The 20,482-nt window shown below is 37.3% G+C and carries 11 protein-coding genes; 5 read left to right on the top strand and 6 right to left on the bottom strand.

The features are described 5' to 3' along the window. Nucleotides 1–3: 3 nt before the first annotated feature. From IWC72_RS12530 to IWC72_RS12505, 6 genes are all read right to left on the bottom strand, one after another. Nucleotides 4–723, bottom strand: a complete 720-nt coding sequence (locus IWC72_RS12530) for an SGNH/GDSL hydrolase family protein (protein ID WP_194529984.1) — start codon at nucleotides 721–723, stop codon at nucleotides 4–6. Continuing rightward, nucleotides 720–2,120, bottom strand: a complete 1,401-nt coding sequence (locus IWC72_RS12525; RefSeq protein WP_194529983.1) for a sugar porter family MFS transporter — start codon at nucleotides 2,118–2,120, stop codon at nucleotides 720–722. The genes IWC72_RS12530 and IWC72_RS12525 overlap by 4 nt, the downstream gene beginning before the upstream one ends. Nucleotides 2,121–2,156: 36 nt before the next feature. Then, nucleotides 2,157–3,752 (bottom strand): sulfatase, encoded by a 1,596-nt coding sequence (locus IWC72_RS12520; protein ID WP_194529982.1) that lies wholly within the window; start codon nucleotides 3,750–3,752, stop codon nucleotides 2,157–2,159. Nucleotides 3,753–3,814: 62 nt separating this feature from the next. After that, the gene (locus IWC72_RS12515; RefSeq protein ID WP_317171409.1) at nucleotides 3,815–5,266 is read right to left on the bottom strand and encodes a sulfatase family protein; all 1,452 of its coding nucleotides are present in this window, start codon (nucleotides 5,264–5,266) and stop codon (nucleotides 3,815–3,817) included. A gap of 234 nt (nucleotides 5,267–5,500) precedes the next feature. Next, entirely contained in the window at nucleotides 5,501–7,255 is a 1,755-nt protein-coding gene (locus tag IWC72_RS12510) for a RagB/SusD family nutrient uptake outer membrane protein (RefSeq protein WP_194529980.1), read from the bottom strand. 26 nt (nucleotides 7,256–7,281) lie between these two features. Beyond that, a complete protein-coding gene (locus IWC72_RS12505; RefSeq protein ID WP_194529979.1) occupies nucleotides 7,282–10,533 on the bottom strand; it encodes a SusC/RagA family TonB-linked outer membrane protein in 3,252 nt (1,083 codons plus the stop codon). A 246-nt stretch (nucleotides 10,534–10,779) separates the two neighbouring features. On the opposite strand from IWC72_RS12505, the gene IWC72_RS20315 reads away from it, so the two are divergent. The 5 genes from IWC72_RS20315 to IWC72_RS12485 all read left to right on the top strand — a co-directional run bounded on the left by IWC72_RS20315 (nucleotide 10,780) and on the right by IWC72_RS12485 (nucleotide 20,462). Then, nucleotides 10,780–10,980 carry a hypothetical protein gene (locus IWC72_RS20315; protein ID WP_226979552.1) on the top strand — a complete coding sequence of 67 codons (201 nt, stop codon included), beginning with the start codon at nucleotides 10,780–10,782 and terminating at the stop codon, nucleotides 10,978–10,980. After that, nucleotides 10,980–11,861, top strand: coding sequence for an AraC family transcriptional regulator (locus IWC72_RS12500; protein ID WP_194529978.1), 882 nt, complete (start codon nucleotides 10,980–10,982; stop codon nucleotides 11,859–11,861). Before IWC72_RS20315 ends, IWC72_RS12500 begins: the two co-directional genes overlap by 1 nt. Before the next feature lie 239 nt (nucleotides 11,862–12,100). Beyond that, entirely contained in the window at nucleotides 12,101–15,190 is a 3,090-nt protein-coding gene (locus IWC72_RS12495) for a SusC/RagA family TonB-linked outer membrane protein (RefSeq protein WP_194529977.1), read from the top strand. A gap of 17 nt (nucleotides 15,191–15,207) precedes the next feature. Next, nucleotides 15,208–16,797, top strand: coding sequence for a RagB/SusD family nutrient uptake outer membrane protein (locus IWC72_RS12490; RefSeq protein WP_194529976.1), 1,590 nt, complete (start codon nucleotides 15,208–15,210; stop codon nucleotides 16,795–16,797). Nucleotides 16,798–16,901: 104 nt separating this feature from the next. Continuing rightward, nucleotides 16,902–20,462, top strand: a complete 3,561-nt coding sequence (locus tag IWC72_RS12485) for a VCBS repeat-containing protein (protein WP_194529975.1) — start codon at nucleotides 16,902–16,904, stop codon at nucleotides 20,460–20,462. Nucleotides 20,463–20,482: the final 20 nt, after the last annotated feature.

The raw sequence follows: 20,482 nt of genomic DNA, 5'->3' as shown, positions 1-20,482 counted from the left end.
TTATTAGTTGTAATCTTTTCTGAAAAAATCGAATATGGCATCCGCTACAACCTTATGACCTTTTTCATTTATATGGTTACTTTGGGCCATGTAGGTTTTTATATCCTCTTTTTCGGCTATTTTCTGAAACAGCCGATAACTATCCACCAGACCTATTTCATGTTTTTTTGCCAAGTCCCTTATTTGTCGACTGTGCTTGGACAGTTCCGATTTGGGGGACAGAATATCTTCCTTTACATCGGGTGTGGGCGTAATTAGAATCACCTTTGTACCGTATGCCTTTGCTTTAACAATCATTTTTTCCCAAGCTATTTTGGCTCTTTCTAAGCCAATATTCCGATCGTTCAATGCATAATCTATGAACAATACATCCGGTCTGTGAACCAATACATCTTCTTTAAATCTTTTCTCTCCTTGTTCAGAATGCTCCCCACCAATTGATGTAGTAATACTATTGACCACAGCATGAGTATAAATTTGCTTGACTTCCTTAAGTGTCTTATAAGGGTATGACTCTAGCGTATGTACTTTTGGTGTCTTGAAATAGCCAGATGGCACAGAATGCCCATGAAAAACAAGGTTAACAGTCTTATTGTCAGGCCAAGTTTTCTTTAATTCGGATTTTACGGAATCAAGGTAATTACAAGCATCATCTTTTTCCTGGGCAAAAACACCATGGGCCAACAAAAGCATAATAATCAGAACATTGTATTTATATTTCATTTCTCTTCCGTTAGTTCAAATTCAATCTCTTCTAAACTTTTCCCTTTTGTTTCTGGCAACTTTTTCTTCACAAAAATGAAACCTGCCAAACATATTAGGCTATATGTCCAAAAGGTACCGTAAGACCCTAATGCATTGTTCATAATAGGAAAAGTAAACACTAGGATAAAAGAAGCTATCCATAATGAAAAAGTTGCAATGGACATCGCCACCCCCCTTAACCTATTTGGGAAAATTTCTGAAAGTACCACCCAAGTTATAGGTGCCAAAGACATGGCATAAATAGCTATAGCCGTTATTACCAGTACCAAAACCGGCCAACCACTAAATTCGAGATAGTAGGCACCACCCAATAAAGCATATATAATAGCCAACCCTGCAGCACCAAAGAGCATTAATTTTCTTCGGCCCCAGCTATCTACCGTACGCATGGCCATAAAAGTGAAAATCAGATTTACGCTACCCGTTATAACTATATTAAAAAGCATGTCTCCTACACTATACCCCGCCGCAGAAAATATTTCTTCGGCATAATTAAAAATGATATTAATACCACACCACTGCTGAAAAACGGCTAGTACAATGCCTATAATCAATATAGGCAATACTCTTTTACTCTTTAATTCCGAAATATCGATTTTCTTTCCTTCATCACTTTTAAGCGTAGACTTCATGTTTTTAACTTCATGAAGCGCATAAATGTCCCCACCTATCTTGGTTAAAACCTTTTTAGCCGTTTCGAGTCTTCCTGTCTTAGCTAGAAACCTTGGGCTTTTCGGAACTAGGAACATTAAAAAGAAGAATAACAACGCAGGTATAAGTTCTACCCAGAACATATAGCGCCATCCCGTCTGCCCGTTCCATGATGTATGAATATCCGGATCGCTAAAATTGGCAGGTATGGCTTCAGCAATTCCCCAGTTAGCAATTTGAGCAACCAAAATTCCTAGTACCAGGGTTAACTGATTTATAGCAACGAACCTACCCCTATATTTGGCTGGAGCCACTTCCGCAATGTACATTGGCGATAGTGTTGAGGCCAAACCAATACCCAAGCCGCCTATAACCCGATAGATAATAAAAATGGTGAAATTATCTGCATAACCTGTACCAAACGCAGATAAAGAAAATAGTGCAGCCGCCAATATCAGGCTGTTTTTACGTCCCCATTTATCTCCTAAAAACCCTGAAAGTACTGCTCCTAATATACAACCAACCAAAGCGCTGCTCATAGCCCAACCTTGTAATGTTGGAATATCAGAAATGTCAAAATAAAGTTCATAAAAAGGTTTTGCCCCTCCGATGACCACCCAGTCATAACCGAACAAAAATCCGCCCATAGCCGAGACCATTGCCAAAAAAAGTAAATAGGTAAAATTGAATTTGGATTCACTCATAACATTATAGCATAATTTTATGGGGCTTTCTAAGCCTCAATCTTTTGTTGTCTTACTATCGAACCAATTATTTTGTGGGTCAAAATCTTTAGATAGTATTTTCTTTCTCTGCTTTTCTAAATTGGGAAGCATCTGGTTTTTACGTGTTTCGTATAATTCAATTGCCTTGGTGTTATCGTAATTAGAATTAGGCACAGGTACGGCCGCACCAGTTTCCTCTAAATTATTTTCCAATTCTTTCTTTAGTAGCCGGGCCACTTCCATATTCTGGGCTTTTACATTTTCCTTTTCTCCAACATCATGTTTTAGATTATAAAGTTCATCATGACCATCTTCATAGTAGTGAATAAGTTTCCAATCCCCCTTTCTAATCATACTAACAGGTTCACCTCCTTGATTGCCATAATGTGGATAATGCCAAAACAACGTTCTTTCATCTAAAGATTTTCCTTCAAACAATGGAACAAGACTCACCCCATCCAAATATTGATTTTTAGGTTTATCAACACCGGAAAACTCTAATAGGGTGGGATAAAAATCTATACCTGATACAGGGTACTCTATAATACTAGGGGCATTTTTATACATTGGTGCTTTAATCAAATAAGGTTCTCTTATACCACCTTCCCATTGATAACCTTTGCCTCCTCTTAATGGGAAATTACTGGTAGAAAAAGCATCGCCGCTGGCAACACCTCCGTTATCCGAAGTAAATACAATTATCGTATTATCATCCAAACCAAGTTCCTTTAACCGATTTAAAACAACGCCTACAGCATCATCCATAGATTCTACTAACCCAGCATATATTGGATTGTCCTGTACATTTCGGATAGGTAGAATGCGTTCCATATCGTAACCCGAATCTTTAATACCTTTCTGTTCTGCCTTATTTCTATATTTCTCCCATTTTGCTTCAGTTGTTTCTATAGGACCATGCACGGCGTAAAAAGACAAAAAAGCAAAAAACGGCTGATCTTTGTTCTCCGTAATAAAGTCTGCTGTTTCTAGAGCCAAACGTTTGGTTAAATTTTCACCATTATATTTATAATCAAGTTTGGGATTGTTCCAAGGGGCATAATAGCCTCCTTTAGGGCTACCTACTTCCCATCCCCCTTTATTAATTTCAAAACCGTTGTTTTCTGGAGAATATGGTTCATCGCCCAAATGCCATTTTCCAGCAAAGAAAGTTCTATACCCACTAGCCTTGAACGCTTCGGCAATTGTAATGTCCTCTTCTTTTAGTGCATGCTCATAGACTGGCGGAAGGACCTTAGTATTATAATATTCACCCCATTTTTCACCTGTAGCCGCTCCTATCCAATCTGTTACGCCATGGCGAGCGGTATATTGCCCAGTCATTAAACTAGCCCTAGAAGGGCTACATACCTGTGCAGCAGCATAGCCTTGAGTAAAATGTACCCCTTCCCTAGCTATAGCATCTATATATGGGGTTTCATAGTAGTCACTACCTGCATAACTTAAGTCATGCGCCCCTAAATCGTCCGCTAGTATAAAAACAATATTAGGTTTATTAGAATTTGGAGCCTTTGGCTTATCTTCATTTTGTTTACAACCGTAAACTAAGGATGCTATTACAAAAAGATAATTTAATGAATGTAATTTTCTCAAAATAAAAAGTTTTTAAAATGATAGCAACTTCTTAAAAGAAGGTTTTGATATATCGTTAATTATTACTTGCTTAAAATATTCGATAATTCATTCTGCATTCTCTGTAATACGTCCGGATACTCATCCGCTATGTTCTCTTCTTCAAAGGGATCAACATCCAAATTATACAATTGGGGTTCTGTACTAAAACCAGGATCTACAAACTTTTTAGCAATCCACTGGGGTATTTGTGCATTTTCCTTAGGTTTGATATACTTATAACTACCCATTCGCAAACCAAAAGTATATGCCTCTTCCAAAAGGTAATCTCTTCCTTTGTTTTTAATGCCCAACCAAGCTTCCAAATGGTTTTCACTATCCATAGCATCATCTTTTTTTAGGTTCTGGCCAACCAAAGAAGCCAAGGAAGCGTATAAATCTACCTGAGATAATAAAGCATTACTTGTACCTGGACGTATTTCTGATGGCCATGAGACAATGGTTGGCATGCGTGTACCTGCCTCATAAACCGAATACTTTGCTCCTTTATATTTACCTCCCGGTTTATGCTCCCCAACTAGTTCCCTGGCATAATCCAAGTAACCATCATCTAATATTGGACCATTGTCACTTGTAAATATGATCATGGTATTGTTATCCAGGTTCACTTCTTTCAGCTTTTGCATTATAGCTCCTACGCACCAATCCATTTGCGCTATAACATCTCCTCTAGGGCCCATTTTACTTGCCTCTACAAATTTAATATTGGCAATTCTAGGCTGATGAATATCATGAAGAGAGAAGAAAAGGAAAAATGGATTTTTACTATTTTTATCTATAAATTCATTTGCCTTTTTCGTTAAATTAAATGGTATCTCCTCATCTATCCATAAAGCACTTTCTCCTCCATTCATATAACCAATACGACTTATTCCATTGGTAATCGACCCTAAATGTTGTAAATCCGTGTGCTGTTTTAAAAGCTCCGGATGTTCGGTTCCAATGGGGTACCCATCCAGTTTTGAAGTATAACTAACAGTTATTGGGTCTTGGAGATCAAGTCCCACAACTTTTTGATTTTCCATATATACCGTAGGTATACGATCTCCTGTTGCGGGTATAAGAAAACTATAATCAAAACCTACTTCTTTAGGGCCTGGTTTTACTTCATCGTTCCAATTTGCTTTTCCGTCCCCCAGTCCTAAATGCCATTTACCTACCACCCCGGTAGTGTAGCCGGCATCTTTTAACATGTCCGGCAGCGTACGTTTATCAACATCTATAATCAGAGGGGCATCCCCATTTACTATCGCTGCATTATTCCTAAAAGCATATTCACCGGTTAACAATGAATATCTGGAAGGCGTACAGGTAGCCGCAGTAGAATGTGCGTCGGTAAAATTTAGACCGTTTGCCGCCAACCTATCTACATTTGGGGTTTCTACGCCGATTGCCCCGTTTACACCTATATCACCGTAGCCTAGGTCATCCACATAAATAAGCACAATATTTGGTTTTGCTTTCTGAGAATACACGCCTAGTGTTGATATAAGAAAAACGAAAAAACATAGTAGATTTTTGAAAAAAGTGTTTTTAACAATCATGTTGAATTTGCATTTCGGACAATTTAATCGCTTGCCCTTATTTATATACTTTATATAATAATGAGGTTAAGTAGATACAGTTAAGAACTGGTAGTAATTTAAAATTACTACCAGTATGCAATAAGTCTACTAACTAAACATCACTACAAAACAATTAATATCAACTTAATAACCAGGGTTTTGAACCAAATTTGGATTTTCCGCCAATCTTTCCTGACTAAATGGAAGATAATACCTTTCCTCTCCAAATTGTCTTATATCACCTTCCGCATTTTTTAGCGTTATACTATACATGTCCGTATCAAGATTATATCTGAATACCAAGCCTTTTGTACGAACATTACCTAGAACTTCCGTAGCAATACGCCAGCGGATTAAATCCCAAAAACGATGCTCTTCAAAAGCCAACTCCACTTGACGCTCCTGCCTAATAAAATCTTCCGTAATTTCTGACCTAAGTGGCATTCCTGCACGTTCCCTGACCATATTGACCATGGTCAAAGCTTCACCAGAGTTTCCCATATAATAGGCCGCTTCGGCCAAATTCAATAAAGTTTCCGCATACCTAAATACATAGAAATCTTGACCAGAATTTTCTGATTGCGTAGCTATATTTGTTGGATCTAACCTTTTTCTAAGTAAGAGCGCCGTATTTCTAACATTTCTTGCCGCCGCTGTAGCCGGTATTTCCTCTCCATTTGGTTTGGTAAGTATTGTACCCGTACCGTTTACAACCTCTCCATTTACTAAACTACTACTGTGAAAATATATTTTTTGGCCTTTCCAAGTAGTCTCAGGGTAAAATACACTCGCTACAAATCTAGGGTCTCTATTCCCGAAAAAGTCGGTTACATCCCATTCATTTTCCAATGTTAAATCATCTCTGGAAATACTGCTCCCGGTTCGACCATCTATAAAATCAAAATTTTCTACAAAATCATACAAAACCGGAAAGTTAGAGTTCCATTCCAAACCAAGTCCATCAGGATTTGCCAACCAGTCCAAAGAATGCCCTTTTATAAAAGGCTCAAAACGTTCAGCAAAAATTATCTCATTATTACCTGTACCTTCATTCAGAAAAATAGAAGCAAAATTTGCCGCTTTGTCATCACCCTCATCAATTAGTTGGAATAATTGAGAATCTATAACCTCCTTAGAAGCATCGTAACTTTTCTTATAGTAATCTTGGGCACTAACCGATGGGACACCCACAATACCGTTAATTTGCTCTTCCCCAAAATTTGCTATACTCGCGGCATAAAGCATGGCCCTACTTTGCAACATAAGTGCAGTAAAGCGATCCACCCTACCGTTGGCCCCCGTTTTAACTTCGGATAAATCCGGAAGTATTTCTGCCAATTCATTGTATATAAAATCATATATCTCTTTTTCTGTTGCCCTACTCGGAAAAAGAACCTCATCAGAATCATCTTGATCCTGTACGGTAGTAATAAGCGGCACACCTCCATAACGTTTTACCATTTCAAAATATTCATACGCCCGAAGAAACCTGACCTCTGCCATAGTAGTCCTAATAAAATCTTCTTCTAACGAAACGCTATTTGGCAGGTCACGCAAAAGAATATTCATGTTTCTTATATTAAAATACGGCCAGCGGTCAAGATTACCTGGACCGGTAACCTCTGTATATTGTCTTGAATATGATAAATTAGGATATTGCCAATTAGCAAAATTAATATGTTCCGCTCCTGCTGCAGCAAACAGACCTATACCAACATTGCCAAACCCACCAATTTCTTGAAAGTTCATGTTTAGATATAAATCTGCAACATACGAATTTGTAAGTCCTTCATCCTCGAAGACCGTATTTTCCGAAATAAAATCCGGCTCTTTATCCAATTGATCGTCACACCCTAAACAAAAGAGTACAAGTACAAAATATAAACTTTTTCGTAACATAATTTTTTAGTTTTGAGGTTGATAGATTATAAGCCAATACGGACTCCAAAAGTGAATGTTCTTAAGATTGGCAGAGTTAACCCAGTTGCACTAGAAGCTTCTTCCGGGTCTATTATGTCTTTATAAATACCTAACTTAGAAAACGTTAACAAGTTATCGCCCGCAACATAGAATTCTAAGTTTTCAAACTTTATTAAATCCAATACTTCAGCCGGTAATTTGTAGCTTATATTAGCATTTTTAAGTCTTAGATAGGTTCCATCTTTATACCAAAAGTCTGATGATGCCCCATTCCAAATGCGAGCCCCATTTCTCTCAAAAGCCGGTAGCTGCGCATTGGGGTTGGCCCCTACTCCTGGGTTAGAAGGGTCTTGCCTCCAACTATATTTTTCATGAAGGGTATATGGTACAGTTTCATTATTAAATGGATTTCTTGCTCCCGCGGTTATCAATACATTAAATTTAGAAGCACCTTGCCACAACATGCCTAAAGAAAAATTCTTATAGGAAAAATTAGAGTTCAAGGAAAAAAGCATTTCAGGTATATTTCCGAAACCTATTTCGTATTGATCATCCCTATTCAAAATATTATCTCCATTTCTATCAATATATCTTATGTCTCCAGGCTTGGGAGATCCATTTAAATCCTCAATAGTAAACTGATTCAAGTATTCATCTACTTCTTGCTGAGTGTTGAATAAACCGTCCGTTTGATATCCAAATGTTGTGTTAACATACCGTCCAGATCGTTTATCCAACCTTACCTGCGTAGGGTTCGCAAAGTCTATATTTTCTTGATAATCTCCATAACGTTCACGCGCCAACGTAAAAGTACCGGCAATATTTACTCCAAAATCTTCCCAATTATTTCTGTACCCCACTAAGGCTTCAAAACCACGATTATTTCTTGTATCTAAGTTCGTTGCAGGTAAGTTTGCGCCAAAAGTTGTTGGCAAACCTTCTATTGGCAACCTCAACAAGCCTTCACGAAGACGGTAAAAAGCATCTATATTTGCATAAAGTTTACCTCCGAACAAACTTAGATCCAAACCAATATTATACATTGTTGTTTCCTCCCATGTAACTAATTGATTGGCTATACCCTCTGTTCTAATAGTGGGCGTAGGAGTGTTTTCATCCAAGTAATACACTTGACCTGTTTCTGAAAACCCTGTTAAAAACTCAAAAGCCGTATTTCCGATATTACTATCTATACCGGTCTCGCTATAAGACAACCTTAATTTTAGTTCCTTTATAGTTTCGCTATTCTGCAAGAAATTTTCCTTGGCAATATTCCACCCAAGTGATAGGGACGGAAAGTATCCCCATCGCACATCCGGACCAAATTTTGAACTTCCGTCCGCTCTAAACGTACCTTCCAACAAATATTTGCCGTCGTAAGAATAATTAAGTCTACCTGCAACACTTTGCCTAGTATAACTTAACGGCACACCCAATCCACCTGTAGTGGTAAGGTTATCATCTCCTGCACTTACCTGTGGAACATCAGAGGACAGAAGATCCCTTCTCAAGACAGTCAACCGTTCATAAAGATTATCTTCTTTTTCTGCGAATGCGAGTGCCCCAATCGTATGCTTAGAAATATCTTTACTATAGTTTAGATAAGCACGGGACAGTATTCTTCTTTTAGGATCATCATTAAAATTGGCTCCACCAATATATTTATAAAAGTCATTTACAGAAATTGTAGCCTCTTTTGTATACCCATCATTATCAGCAGAAACTGCACTAGGATCAAAAGACCACACATCATAAGGCTGTCGTAATCTATCCTGCGTTATTAAACGAAACCTAATGTTGTTTTTGACCCCAATACTTAACCCTGGAACAAAAGGGAAATTATATTTAATATCCAAAGCCGCAGCTAAAGTTTCTAGATCGGTCCTTTCATAACCTGCAAATTTCTGCTGTGTTCTAGCTACTGGAGACCTTTGTGAAAACCCTGAATATGGTGCTCTATCCGGATCAGGCAAAAACGGATTATACAGAGGTTGTGCCGTTCTAAGGTCATTCCAAACATCGTTTAAACCTATTGCCGCATAATCCCTTGATTCATCTATATAGGAACTATTGAAACTTAAACTTAAATCAGGAGTAAGATTGGCATTTATATTATTGGTTATACTAATTTTCTTGTAATCATAGTCTCCATTAAATATACTTGTTTGATTTTGCAACCCTAGTGACGTGTAATATTGTACATTTTCCGAACCACCCGAGGCACTCAAGTTATGTTGAGCTATTTGAGCCCCCCCATTTCTTAGCAAAGCATCTACCCAACTATAACTTTTTTGTTCACCTGACCTTATCTCGGCCAATTTCTCCTCAGTAAACAAGCTACCATAATCTATGACCGCCTCAGGGGTTTCGGGATTATATTGAGCATTAAAAATGGCATCCCTACCTAAACTAACAAACCCCTCTGCGCCAGATATTTCAGGAAAAGTTAACCGGTTCTGTGTTCCGTACCAGCCATGATAGTTGATTTTGGTTTTTCCAGATTTACCGCTTTTTGTCGTTACCAAAATCACCCCATTACCGGCTCTTGCTCCATAAATTGCCGCAGACGCATCTTTCAAAATTGATATCGTCTCTATATCATTAGGGTCCAACCTATCCAAATAAGACTCTACACCATCAACTATAACCAGAGGGTCACCAAACCCCCTAATACTGAAAGCGGCATTATCCTGACCGGGCAACCCCGGATTTTGATTAGTAATCAACCCTGCCGCTTGACCGATCAACAAATTTTTCACATTTGTTGCTGGAACTTGGGTAATATTATCCACCTTTACACTGGAAATAGAACCTGTAACGCTCTCTTTTTTCTGTACACCATAGGCCACAACTACTACTTCATCCAAGAATGCCGCATCGCTCAGTAATGTAACTGTAACATTTTCGGCACTATCCAAAGTTACGGTAGCTGTTTTCATTCCAATATAAGAAATTTCAAGAATGTCACCTACGGTCGCTTCTATTGAAAAATTACCGTCAAAATCCGCTACCACGCCACGTGTGGTACCTTTTACCAACACATTTGCACCCGATAATGGAACACCATCTTCATCTACAACCGTACCTTTTACAATGGACTGCTCTATACTTTCCAACATCTTTGTAGTATAAATTGTTGAATTTCCACTATAGGCTCCGCACACAAACGTATTCAATAAAAACACTCCGAGCAGAGGATAACCCCTACCAAGTGCTTTCCAAAATTCAATTGGAAATATGCGTTTTAAGTTTTTCATAGATTTTGGTTTTATGGTTACATTATATACTTCGGTATTAAAACCCATCTCCAACTACCTTATTCAATCAAAAAAATCCAAACCATGGACTATTACACTAAAAAAAGCAAATTAAAATAAAGTGACACAAGTACACTTATTTTTAAAATAAGTTCAAACAATTTGATTATTTATTAAGTTTTTAATAAATTGAAGTTATCATTTTGCTAAATTATCTAAATTTGAATAATCAAAAATGGAGATTTTATGCAAAAACATGGACTTTTAAATATTATGACGATAGGATTTTATAAAAACAACAAAGTGATAGAAAATAGAAGTATTGTACCAATAAAACCAGTTTCATTTTCCATTTGCGAAGATTTAGATTCATCTTTCTTAATTGAATCAATTTTAAAACCAGACCAATCCATGTACCTTATACTAAAAAACAATGCTAAATTCTAATGGAAAAATCTAAGATTAAAGAGGGTTTTTTAGGGCAAAAAATGATTGTTCTTCCCGATTCAATAAGAAAAGAACTCCATACCATTTGTGAATCTTTTTATATAACGGACATAGGTTTCTACCCTAACGCCCAACATCATTACAGGTCTAGAAAAAAAGGAATTAAGGAGTATATCTTCATATATTGTATTGAGGGTAAGGGCAATTTAAAAGTAGATGGTCAGCTTATTCGTGTACTCCCAAATACATATCATGTTATCCATAGAAACACTCCACATGAGTACAACTCAGACAAAAATGACCCCTGGAGTATCTATTGGATGCATTTTGGCGGGAACTTAACAGACAATCTTTACAAGCGCTATATGGAACACCGAAGCAACAATGGCAGTATTGCTTTTGAACGTTCCAAAATAAACTTGTTCAATGAAATATTCCATATGTACAAGAGTGAATACACGGTCCCGAAACTAGAGTATGCCAATATATTAGGATTAAACTTTATTAGCTCCTTTGTATATACCTCTAAAGGAATAGCTACGGAGTCTACCTCTCATACGAATATGATAAATTCCGTAATTGATTTTTTAATGTCCAACTTAGACAAGACATTTAAGTCCAATGAAATTGCCAAACAATTTAATTGTTCACCTTCTTACCTTTTTAACTTATTTAAAAAAAGAACTGGCTATTCCTTGATTCATTTTTTCAATCTGAAGAAAATACAAAAGGCTTGTGAATATTTAAAATATACAGATTTGAGCATTAAAGAAATCAGTTATAAGGTAGGCATACAAGACCCTCTTTATTTTTCTAGGACCTTTAAAAAAAATTTTGGTGTTTCACCCAAAGAGTACAGAAAAACACAACAAGAATTCTAAGCTCAGAATTTCCTCCTTAATCGGCCAGAACATAACAAAGTTTTTAACCTTTATTTTATTGATTAGACAAAACAAACGGGATATTTCTATAGTTTTGTCATTTCTAAATTAAAAAATCCATGTTTTAACAAAAATCGTCCATTTACCTAAGCTAAATATATTCATAATATTGTGTTAAGATTTTTATGCGAATTATTAATTTTCAAAAAATCCTTAACTAAAAATCAATTAACAATACTATGAAGCTAACATTCTCAACAAATCAACTCAAACTATTAGCTTTAGGAATTTCTCTATTATGGGGTAGCCTAACACTAACTGCACAAACAACTATTAATGGCACGGTAACCGATGGGGAAACTAATTCTCCTTTACCAGGAGTCAATGTCATTGCGGGAACCCAAGGGGTCATAACTGATTTTGATGGTAATTATGAATTATCTGTACCAAGCGAAATTACCTCGTTAGAATTCTCATCATTGGGCTTTGCTACACAAAGCGTTGCAATTGATGGCCGCACCACGATTAATGTGACAATGGATCCTGAAAGCCAAGCACTTGACGAAGTAGTCATAGTGGGGTACGGTACTGTAAAAAAGAGCGACTTAACAGGGTCTGTATCCTCCATTGACGGAGACGCTTTTAAGGAATTGCCAGTTACGTCAGTGGACCAAGCCATACAGGCAAGAGCTCCCGGGGTTCAAGTAACCCAAACATCTGCAGCTCCAGGCGGTGGTGTTTCAGTTCGTATTAGAGGTTCAAATTCAATTAACAGCGGTAGCGAACCGTTATATGTTGTTGACGGATTTCCAATATATCCGGACAATAGCGCCTATAGTGCTGGTGGTGCTAGACAGGCCACCAATATTCTTGCCTCTATAAATCCAAACGATATAGAATCTATTGAAGTCCTCAAAGATGCTTCTGCCACCTCCATCTATGGGTCAAGAGGGTCCAATGGTGTTGTATTGATTACTACCAAAAGAGGTAAGGCGGGAAAGGCAAAAATCAGTTATGATGGGTCATACTCAACCCAAACCATTACCAATCCGATAAACGTATTGACCGGTTCAGAGTTTGCCACCTATTTGAACACGTTGGAAACTAGCCAAGGCGGTGCACCTATTTACTCGCAAGATCAGGTAAGTGCTTTTGGCAAAGGAACAAACTGGTTAGACGAAGTAACAAGGGTAGGTTCTGTTCAAAATCATCAACTTACATTTTCAGGTGGAAATAAAGAAAATAGATATGCGATAACAGGAAATTATCATGACAATAAGGGTATAATTAAAATGACAGATTTCCAGAGATACGGTATTCGACTAAACGTTGATAATTCTGTTTTTAACAACTTTCTTAATGTAAGTTCTAGCTGGTCTTACAATAGAACGGTCTCTAATAATGCTCCTACGGATCAAGGAGGACCTGGAGGTATTATTATTACTGCATTGGGTCTGGATCCAACGGTACCGGTATTTAATGAAGATGGCACCTATGCTTTAGCATCTTACGATGGTAGATTTTCAATAAATCCTCTACAAGAGCTTGAATTTGCAACCGATAAGGATATCACCAATAGAGTTTTGGGAAATACCACATTTACCTTTAACCTAACAGAACACTTAAAAGCCAAAACAAGTATAGGAGCTGATATCTTAAACATAAATAGAACAAGTTTTTTTCCATCTGTAAACACTAGAATAGGTAGGGACAATGCTGGCGAATTAACGCTGGCCAACAGAAATTCCGGGAATATCTTAAACGAAAACTTACTTACCTACAACAACCAATTTGGAAAACATTTTGTAGATGCCGTTGCAGGTTACACCTACCAAAAAGAAGTGAATAATTTCTTCAGCAGCACCACACGCGGTATTACAGCTGCCTCTGTAGACCAAGCCACTTTACAAGGAGGACCAGATATCATAACCCCAACTTCCAACAGAAGAGAGTGGTTATTAGAATCTGTTTTAGGTAGAATCAATTATAATTTTGACAGTAGATATTTGGCAACGGTTACGTTTAGAAGAGATGGTTCTTCAAGATTTGGAACTGAGAACAAGTGGGCAAATTTTCCTTCCGTAGCTTTAGGGTGGAATTTATCAAATGAAAATTTCTTTGCTGATAAAGGAATTTCAGAGGTAATGAACAACTTTAAACTTAGAGCAAGTTGGGGATTAACTGGTAACTCGGAAATACCAGTTTACAATTCTTTGGCAAACCTTAGCGAATTTAATTATGTAGTTAACGGTAGTTTGGTTTTGGGTCTTGCTGACGACAGATTAAGCAACGCCGATTTGAAATGGGAGTCAACAACAATGAGAAACATTGGTATTGACGCTTCTTTCTTTAATAGCCGTATGAACTTAACATTAGATTATTTTAGCAATAGAACTGAAGACCTATTACTGTTTGTTTCAATACCAAGTAGCCTTGGATTCCAATCTATCCTTAAAAACTCGGGATCACTAGAAAATACCGGATTTGAAATTGGATTGGATGGTTATATCGTAAATGGAGAAGATTTTAAATGGAATGTTGCAGGTAACCTTTCAATTCTTAAAAACGAGCTTACAGATTTGGGTGATAGTACTCCTTTCTTCTCTGGCTCCACAAGTGGCCATCTTGGTGTAGAAGGTAGCTGGGTAGAAGCCGGCAACCCAATAGGTGTTTGGAGAGGATATGATTATGTGGGTATTTTTCAATCAGAAGATGAAATAGCCAACAACCCTTCAAGATCAGGAGACAAACCGGGTTACCCACAATATAGGGACGTAAACGGTGATGGTGAAATTACTCCAGATGACTATGTGATTATAGGTGACCCAAATCCTGATTTCACTTGGGGATTGAATTCAACATTTACCTATAAGAATTTTGATATGGGATTATTTTTCAGAGGTTCACAAGGATTTGATGTAAGAAACTTGCAAGCTTCCGAACTAGGAGATGGTGTTCAGAAAATAAATCAAATAAGCACAATTCTTACAGATTCTTGGACACCAACCAATACCGGTGCTTCAAGACCTGTGATAGATGGCAACAGAGACTTTGCCAATTCTTACAGAGATTCAGATTACTTTATTGAAGACGGATCCTTCATTAGACTTCAAAATATATCGTTAGGGTATACACTTCCACAATTTAACGATCTCATATCAAAAGCAAGAATTTATGTAAGTGGTCAAAATTTATTCACAATTACAGATTATACTGGCTTTGACCCAGAAGTGAACAATAGAGGTCAGAACAACTTAAATAGAGGAGATGACTATGACGCTTACCCACGATCAAGAACTTTGACTTTGGGAGTAAATCTAGAATTTTAATATAAAAAACACCAAATATGAAAAAGCACAAAAATGCAATTCCATGGAGTTTTATCCTACTCCTGACCATTGCTATAAATTTAATAGGCTGTACGGATTTAGAGGAGAATCCCGACTTTACAACACAAGAAAATTTCTTTGCAACTGCTGAACAACTAGAATTAGGAGTAAACGCCGTCTATGATGGTATCGGGTACGGCCAAGACTGGACCAATCACTATTACAACAGATTTGTATTTGAATGTTTGGCAGGGTATCAGGTAGGCTGGGAAAAAGGGCCCCTAAATTATCAAAACGGGAATGTATCCCCGGATGACGAGTATATAGAAGCGTATTGGAGAATTTCCTACGAAAACATAAACCGGGCCAATGCCGTTATTCAGAAAGCGGACGAGCTAAAAGAAGAGGGTGTTCCCAATATTGCCCTAGTGGATAGAGTAAAGGCCGAAGCTCAATTTTTAAGAGCGTTTTACTACTTCAATTTGGTACGATATTTTGATAATATTCCAGTAACAACAACAAGGACCGAAAGTGACCAGGATTTGCCTTCTAACGAAAATGGAAAAAGAGTGGCTTTGGATTTAATACAATCAGATTTGACCATGGCAGCAAACATTTTACCTGAGTCCCATGATTCAGAAAACCTAGGACGTGCTACGAAATGGGCCGCTCTAGCCTTGCTGGTCAAGGCGTACTTACAGGATGAAAAATGGGAACAAGCCCTAACAACATCCGAAACAGTTATTAATGAGAGTGGCCTTACTTTGTTTGATAATTTTGCCGATACTTTCTCTGCTGCTAGGGAAAATTCCGGCCCAAGAATATTTGAAGCACAAGTTTCAGCCGGAGCCAACGCAGGTGAAAACCAAAATTATCATCAACATTTTATTCCTGGAGATTTGCCTAACGACCTTGGAGGTGTTGGATGGCACTGGCTAAATTCAACTCAAGCGTTCCGTGAAAAATATGACCCGACCGACAAAAGAATTTCGGGTACTTTTATTGAAGAATATCCAACCACCAGAGTCGGACCAAATACAGCAGGCGAAAGACCTGTTGTTAAATGGAGTGCAGATGCGTCATACAATCTGAGCCGTTTTGGCGGAATGGTAGCCGCCGATGCAGACCCAAATAACCCGGATGAGCTTATTTTCTCTAACGGATGGTCTGCAAAATATACAGAAATGGGTATCGACAACGCCAATTTAACAGAAAAAAACATTGTTTATTTAAGATTGGCAGACATATTACTAGGACACTCAGAGGCTGCTAACGAAAGTGGTATTGGAGACCCTTACTTTGGCATAAACGAAGTAAGACGAAGAGCAGGATTGGCTCCATTGTCGGGATTGAACAAAGAAACTTTAAGGGATGCGATAGTAAAAGAACGGGTTCTTGAATTTGCTATGGAGTGCGAAGTCTATCCTGAATTAAAAAGGAAAAGTGCGTTTGGAGGCTCTCCTGACTATCTTGGAGATTATATTCAGGAATTTATTGACACTTACGGTGTAGACAGAACATTATCCGCCAAAGATTATGTACTACCTCTTCCACTTAATGAGGTTTTGGGCAACCCTAACGTAACCCAAAATCCGCAGTACCAGTAAAAAGTTTGTGTTAGTTTAATTATTACGTTTTGAAACCTGTCTTTTACAGACAGGTTTCTATTTTTTATTAAATTATACAATATACCTGTATAAAGTTTTTATTTATGAAAACAGCCGTCCCAACCTATATACTTTTCCTTTCCGCAATTCTAGTGGCATTCTCTTCATGCACGGATAAAACATTAGACCAGAAAAACAACGAAACAACATCTCCCTTATTTGAGCAAGCCACTATAAAAAGAACCAATATTAACTTTTCAAATGAAATTAGAGAAAATGATAAATTTAATATGGTAGACTATTTTTATGTCTATAACGGAGGGGGAGTTTCAATTGGCGATTTAAACAATGATGGGCTTCCGGATATATTTTTTTCAGGTAATATGGTTAGCGATGCCTTATACATGAACCTTGATAGTCTTAAATTCAAAGACGTTACCAAAAGCTTAGGCAACTATAGTGATGGATGGTCTACAGGAACCACAATGGTAGATATTAACCATGACGGACTTCTTGATATATATGTATGTCGTTCTGGTAATTTTGAAGAAAATAAGCGCAAAAACCTTCTATTTATAAATCAAGGTAATTCTTCTTTTAAAGAACAAGCACATACCTACGGTTTAGCGGATAGTAGTTATAGCACCCAAGCCGTTTTTTGGGATTACGACAAAGATGGCGATCTTGATATGTATCTTTTAAACCATACCAATACAGTAAGAGATCCCAATAGTATCAGACCCTTGTTGTCCAATGGCGAAGGCCCTGCTAATGACCGACTTTATAGAAATGACGAAGATAAAGGCAATGGTATAAAATTTACTGAGGTAAGCAAGCAAGCCGGTATTTTATTGGACGGTTTTGGTTTGGGCGTAAGCATTGCCGATTTAAATGACGATGGATGGGAAGACATCTTTGTAACCAATGATTTTTTAGCGAACGATTACATCTATATAAATCAACAAGACGGTACTTTTAAAGAAATGGCAAAATCTTATTTAAAACACGTAAGCCATTTTAGCATGGGAAATGATATCGCAGATTTTAATAATGATGGCCTTTTAGACCTTGTAACGGTAGATATGCGCCCAGAAGATAATTTTCATGAAAAAAAAATGTCAGGCGCCCTTAATTTTGATCTGTTCCAAAAAACATTATCGTTTAATTACTTACCACAATACATGCGAAACACTTTACAAATCAATAGAGGTAAGAGTGCTACCAACAAAACTCAATATTCAGAAATTGGTCAACTCTCCGGGGTTGATGCAACAGATTGGAGCTGGGGACCCTTGTTTGCGGATTTTGACAATGATGGACTAAAAGATTTATTTATAACTAACGGCTACTTAAGGGATATCACTGACCTAGACTTCATTAACTATACCAGTACATTGGCCAATAGTAAAATGCACGATAGCCTAGATCACATTCTAAAAGAAAAAGCTAAAGAAAGACCGTCAATTCAAATTCCAAATTACGCTTTTAAAAATTCAGGCGGATTTACTTTTGAAAATGTCACTAAAAATTGGGGTTTTGACCGCCCATCACTTTCAAATGGTGCTGCCTATTCCGATTTGGATAACGACGGTGATCTTGATTTGGTCATTAATAATATTAATGATTTAGCCACAGTATACGAAAACCGATCAAACTCTATTAGTGAAAATTATTACCTAGCTATAAATCTCATAGGAGACAGCTTAAATTTGGACGGTCTAGGAACAGAAGTTCGTATATATCAAGCAAGTGGAAGTCAATTAAAAAGGCAATCGGTAACGAGAGGGTATCAATCCTCCGTAGATAAAACTGTGCACTTTGGGTTAGGAACCGATCCAAAAATCGATAGTATTTTAGTTGCCTGGCCAAACGGTAAAATCAATAAAATCCTAAATCCTAAAACCAATCAAAAATTAACAATTTCCATGAACTCTGGTAGTGCCATAATAAAACTGCCCTCCACAGAAAATAAGAAGATTTTTAAAGATAATACCAATAATCTAAAACTAGCTCTATCACATGACGAAACCATTTATTATGACTTTAACAGAACCTATTTACTTCCTCATAAATTATCCGAACAAGGACCTGGCTTGGCTGTTGGCGACATAAACAATGATGGTTTTGAAGACTTTTTCATGGGAGGTGGCTACAATCATAGTGGGCGTTTATTCTTTGGTTCGAAAAGCGGTACTTTCAGTAATAAATTACTTACACCTAATGAAAAAGAAAAGTACGAAGAAGACACCGGCGTCCTTTTATTCGATTATGATAACGACAACGACCTTGATTTATATATAACCAGTGGCAGTAATGAGTTTCATGAAAACTCAAAATACTACCAAGATCGTTTATATGAAAACGACGGTCAAGGAAATTTTAAACTTACGGAGGGGGTCTTACCAACACTGTTGAGCAGTACTTCTTGTGTTAGAGCTGCAGATTTTGATAAAGATGGAGATTTAGACCTTTTTGTAGGTAGTAGACTTACTCCTTTAAAATATCCCCTACCCTCCAAAAGTTATTTATTAGTTAATGAAGGGGGGAAATTTATTGATGCTACTAACAAATTAGCTCCCGCCTTAAGAAAACCTGGTATGGTTACCGACGCCATTTGGACAGATTATGATTCGGATGGTGATTTTGACTTAATTGTGGTGGGTGAATTCATGTCCATTGAATTTTATGAAAACCATAATGGAACTTTCAGTAACAGTTCTCTAAAGACTGGACTTACCCATACTGCCGGTTGGTGGAACAGTATTAACGGTGGAGATTTTGACAATGACGGCGATATAGACTATATACTGGGTAATCTTGGACTAAATTCAAAATACAAAGCCACTTCAGAAGAACCGTTGTCCATCTACGCCTCAGACTATGATAAAAATGGCACTATAGACCCAATTATAACAACATTTAATAATGGCAAAGAATATCCTGTTCACTCACGAGACGATATTATAAAACAAATTCCGCCATTAAAGAAAAAATTTCCTGACTACGCTAGTTATGCGCAAGCAACAATAAACGAAGTTTTAACACCTCAAGAAAAAAGCAGTTCTTATAGTGCCAAAGTATTTGAATTTGCATCTTCTATTTTAATAAATAATGGCAACGGAAAGTTCGACTTAAAACCTTTACCAGAATGGGCACAAATTGCACCAGTTCATGGAATACTAATTTCAGATTTTGATGCAGATGGCAATCTAGATGTTCTACTTTCCGGTAACGATCACGGTACCGAAGTAGGAATTGGAAGATACGACGCCTCCAAAGGAACATATTTAAAAGGTACAGGAAAAGGGAATTTTATTTCTTCGCTATTTTCAGATTCAGGACTATTAATTGATGGAAACGCGCGCGGGGCGGCGGCCATAACTATCAATAACAAACAAGGGTATATATTCGGGTCAAATAACGGTAATTTGAAATCTTATTTGTTATCCGACCAAGTTAATTCTAACGAAACACTAACCATACCCGAAAAAAGTGTAATGGCTAAAATTGTTTTAGATGATGGTAAAATAAGAATGCATGAACTCTACAATGGCTCAAGTTACCTTTCTCAATCCACAAAAAGCATTCAACTTTCCGGAAGAGAAAAATCGGTGATTTTTTCAGATAGCAAAGCACGAAAAACCGGTATTTACAATAAACCATAAAATACGCTAACAACTTATTT

It is taken from the genome of Zobellia roscoffensis, assembly GCF_015330165.1.
In the GTDB taxonomy this organism is placed as follows: domain Bacteria; phylum Bacteroidota; class Bacteroidia; order Flavobacteriales; family Flavobacteriaceae; genus Zobellia; species Zobellia roscoffensis.
This window is presented reverse-complemented; position numbering and strand designations above follow the sequence as displayed.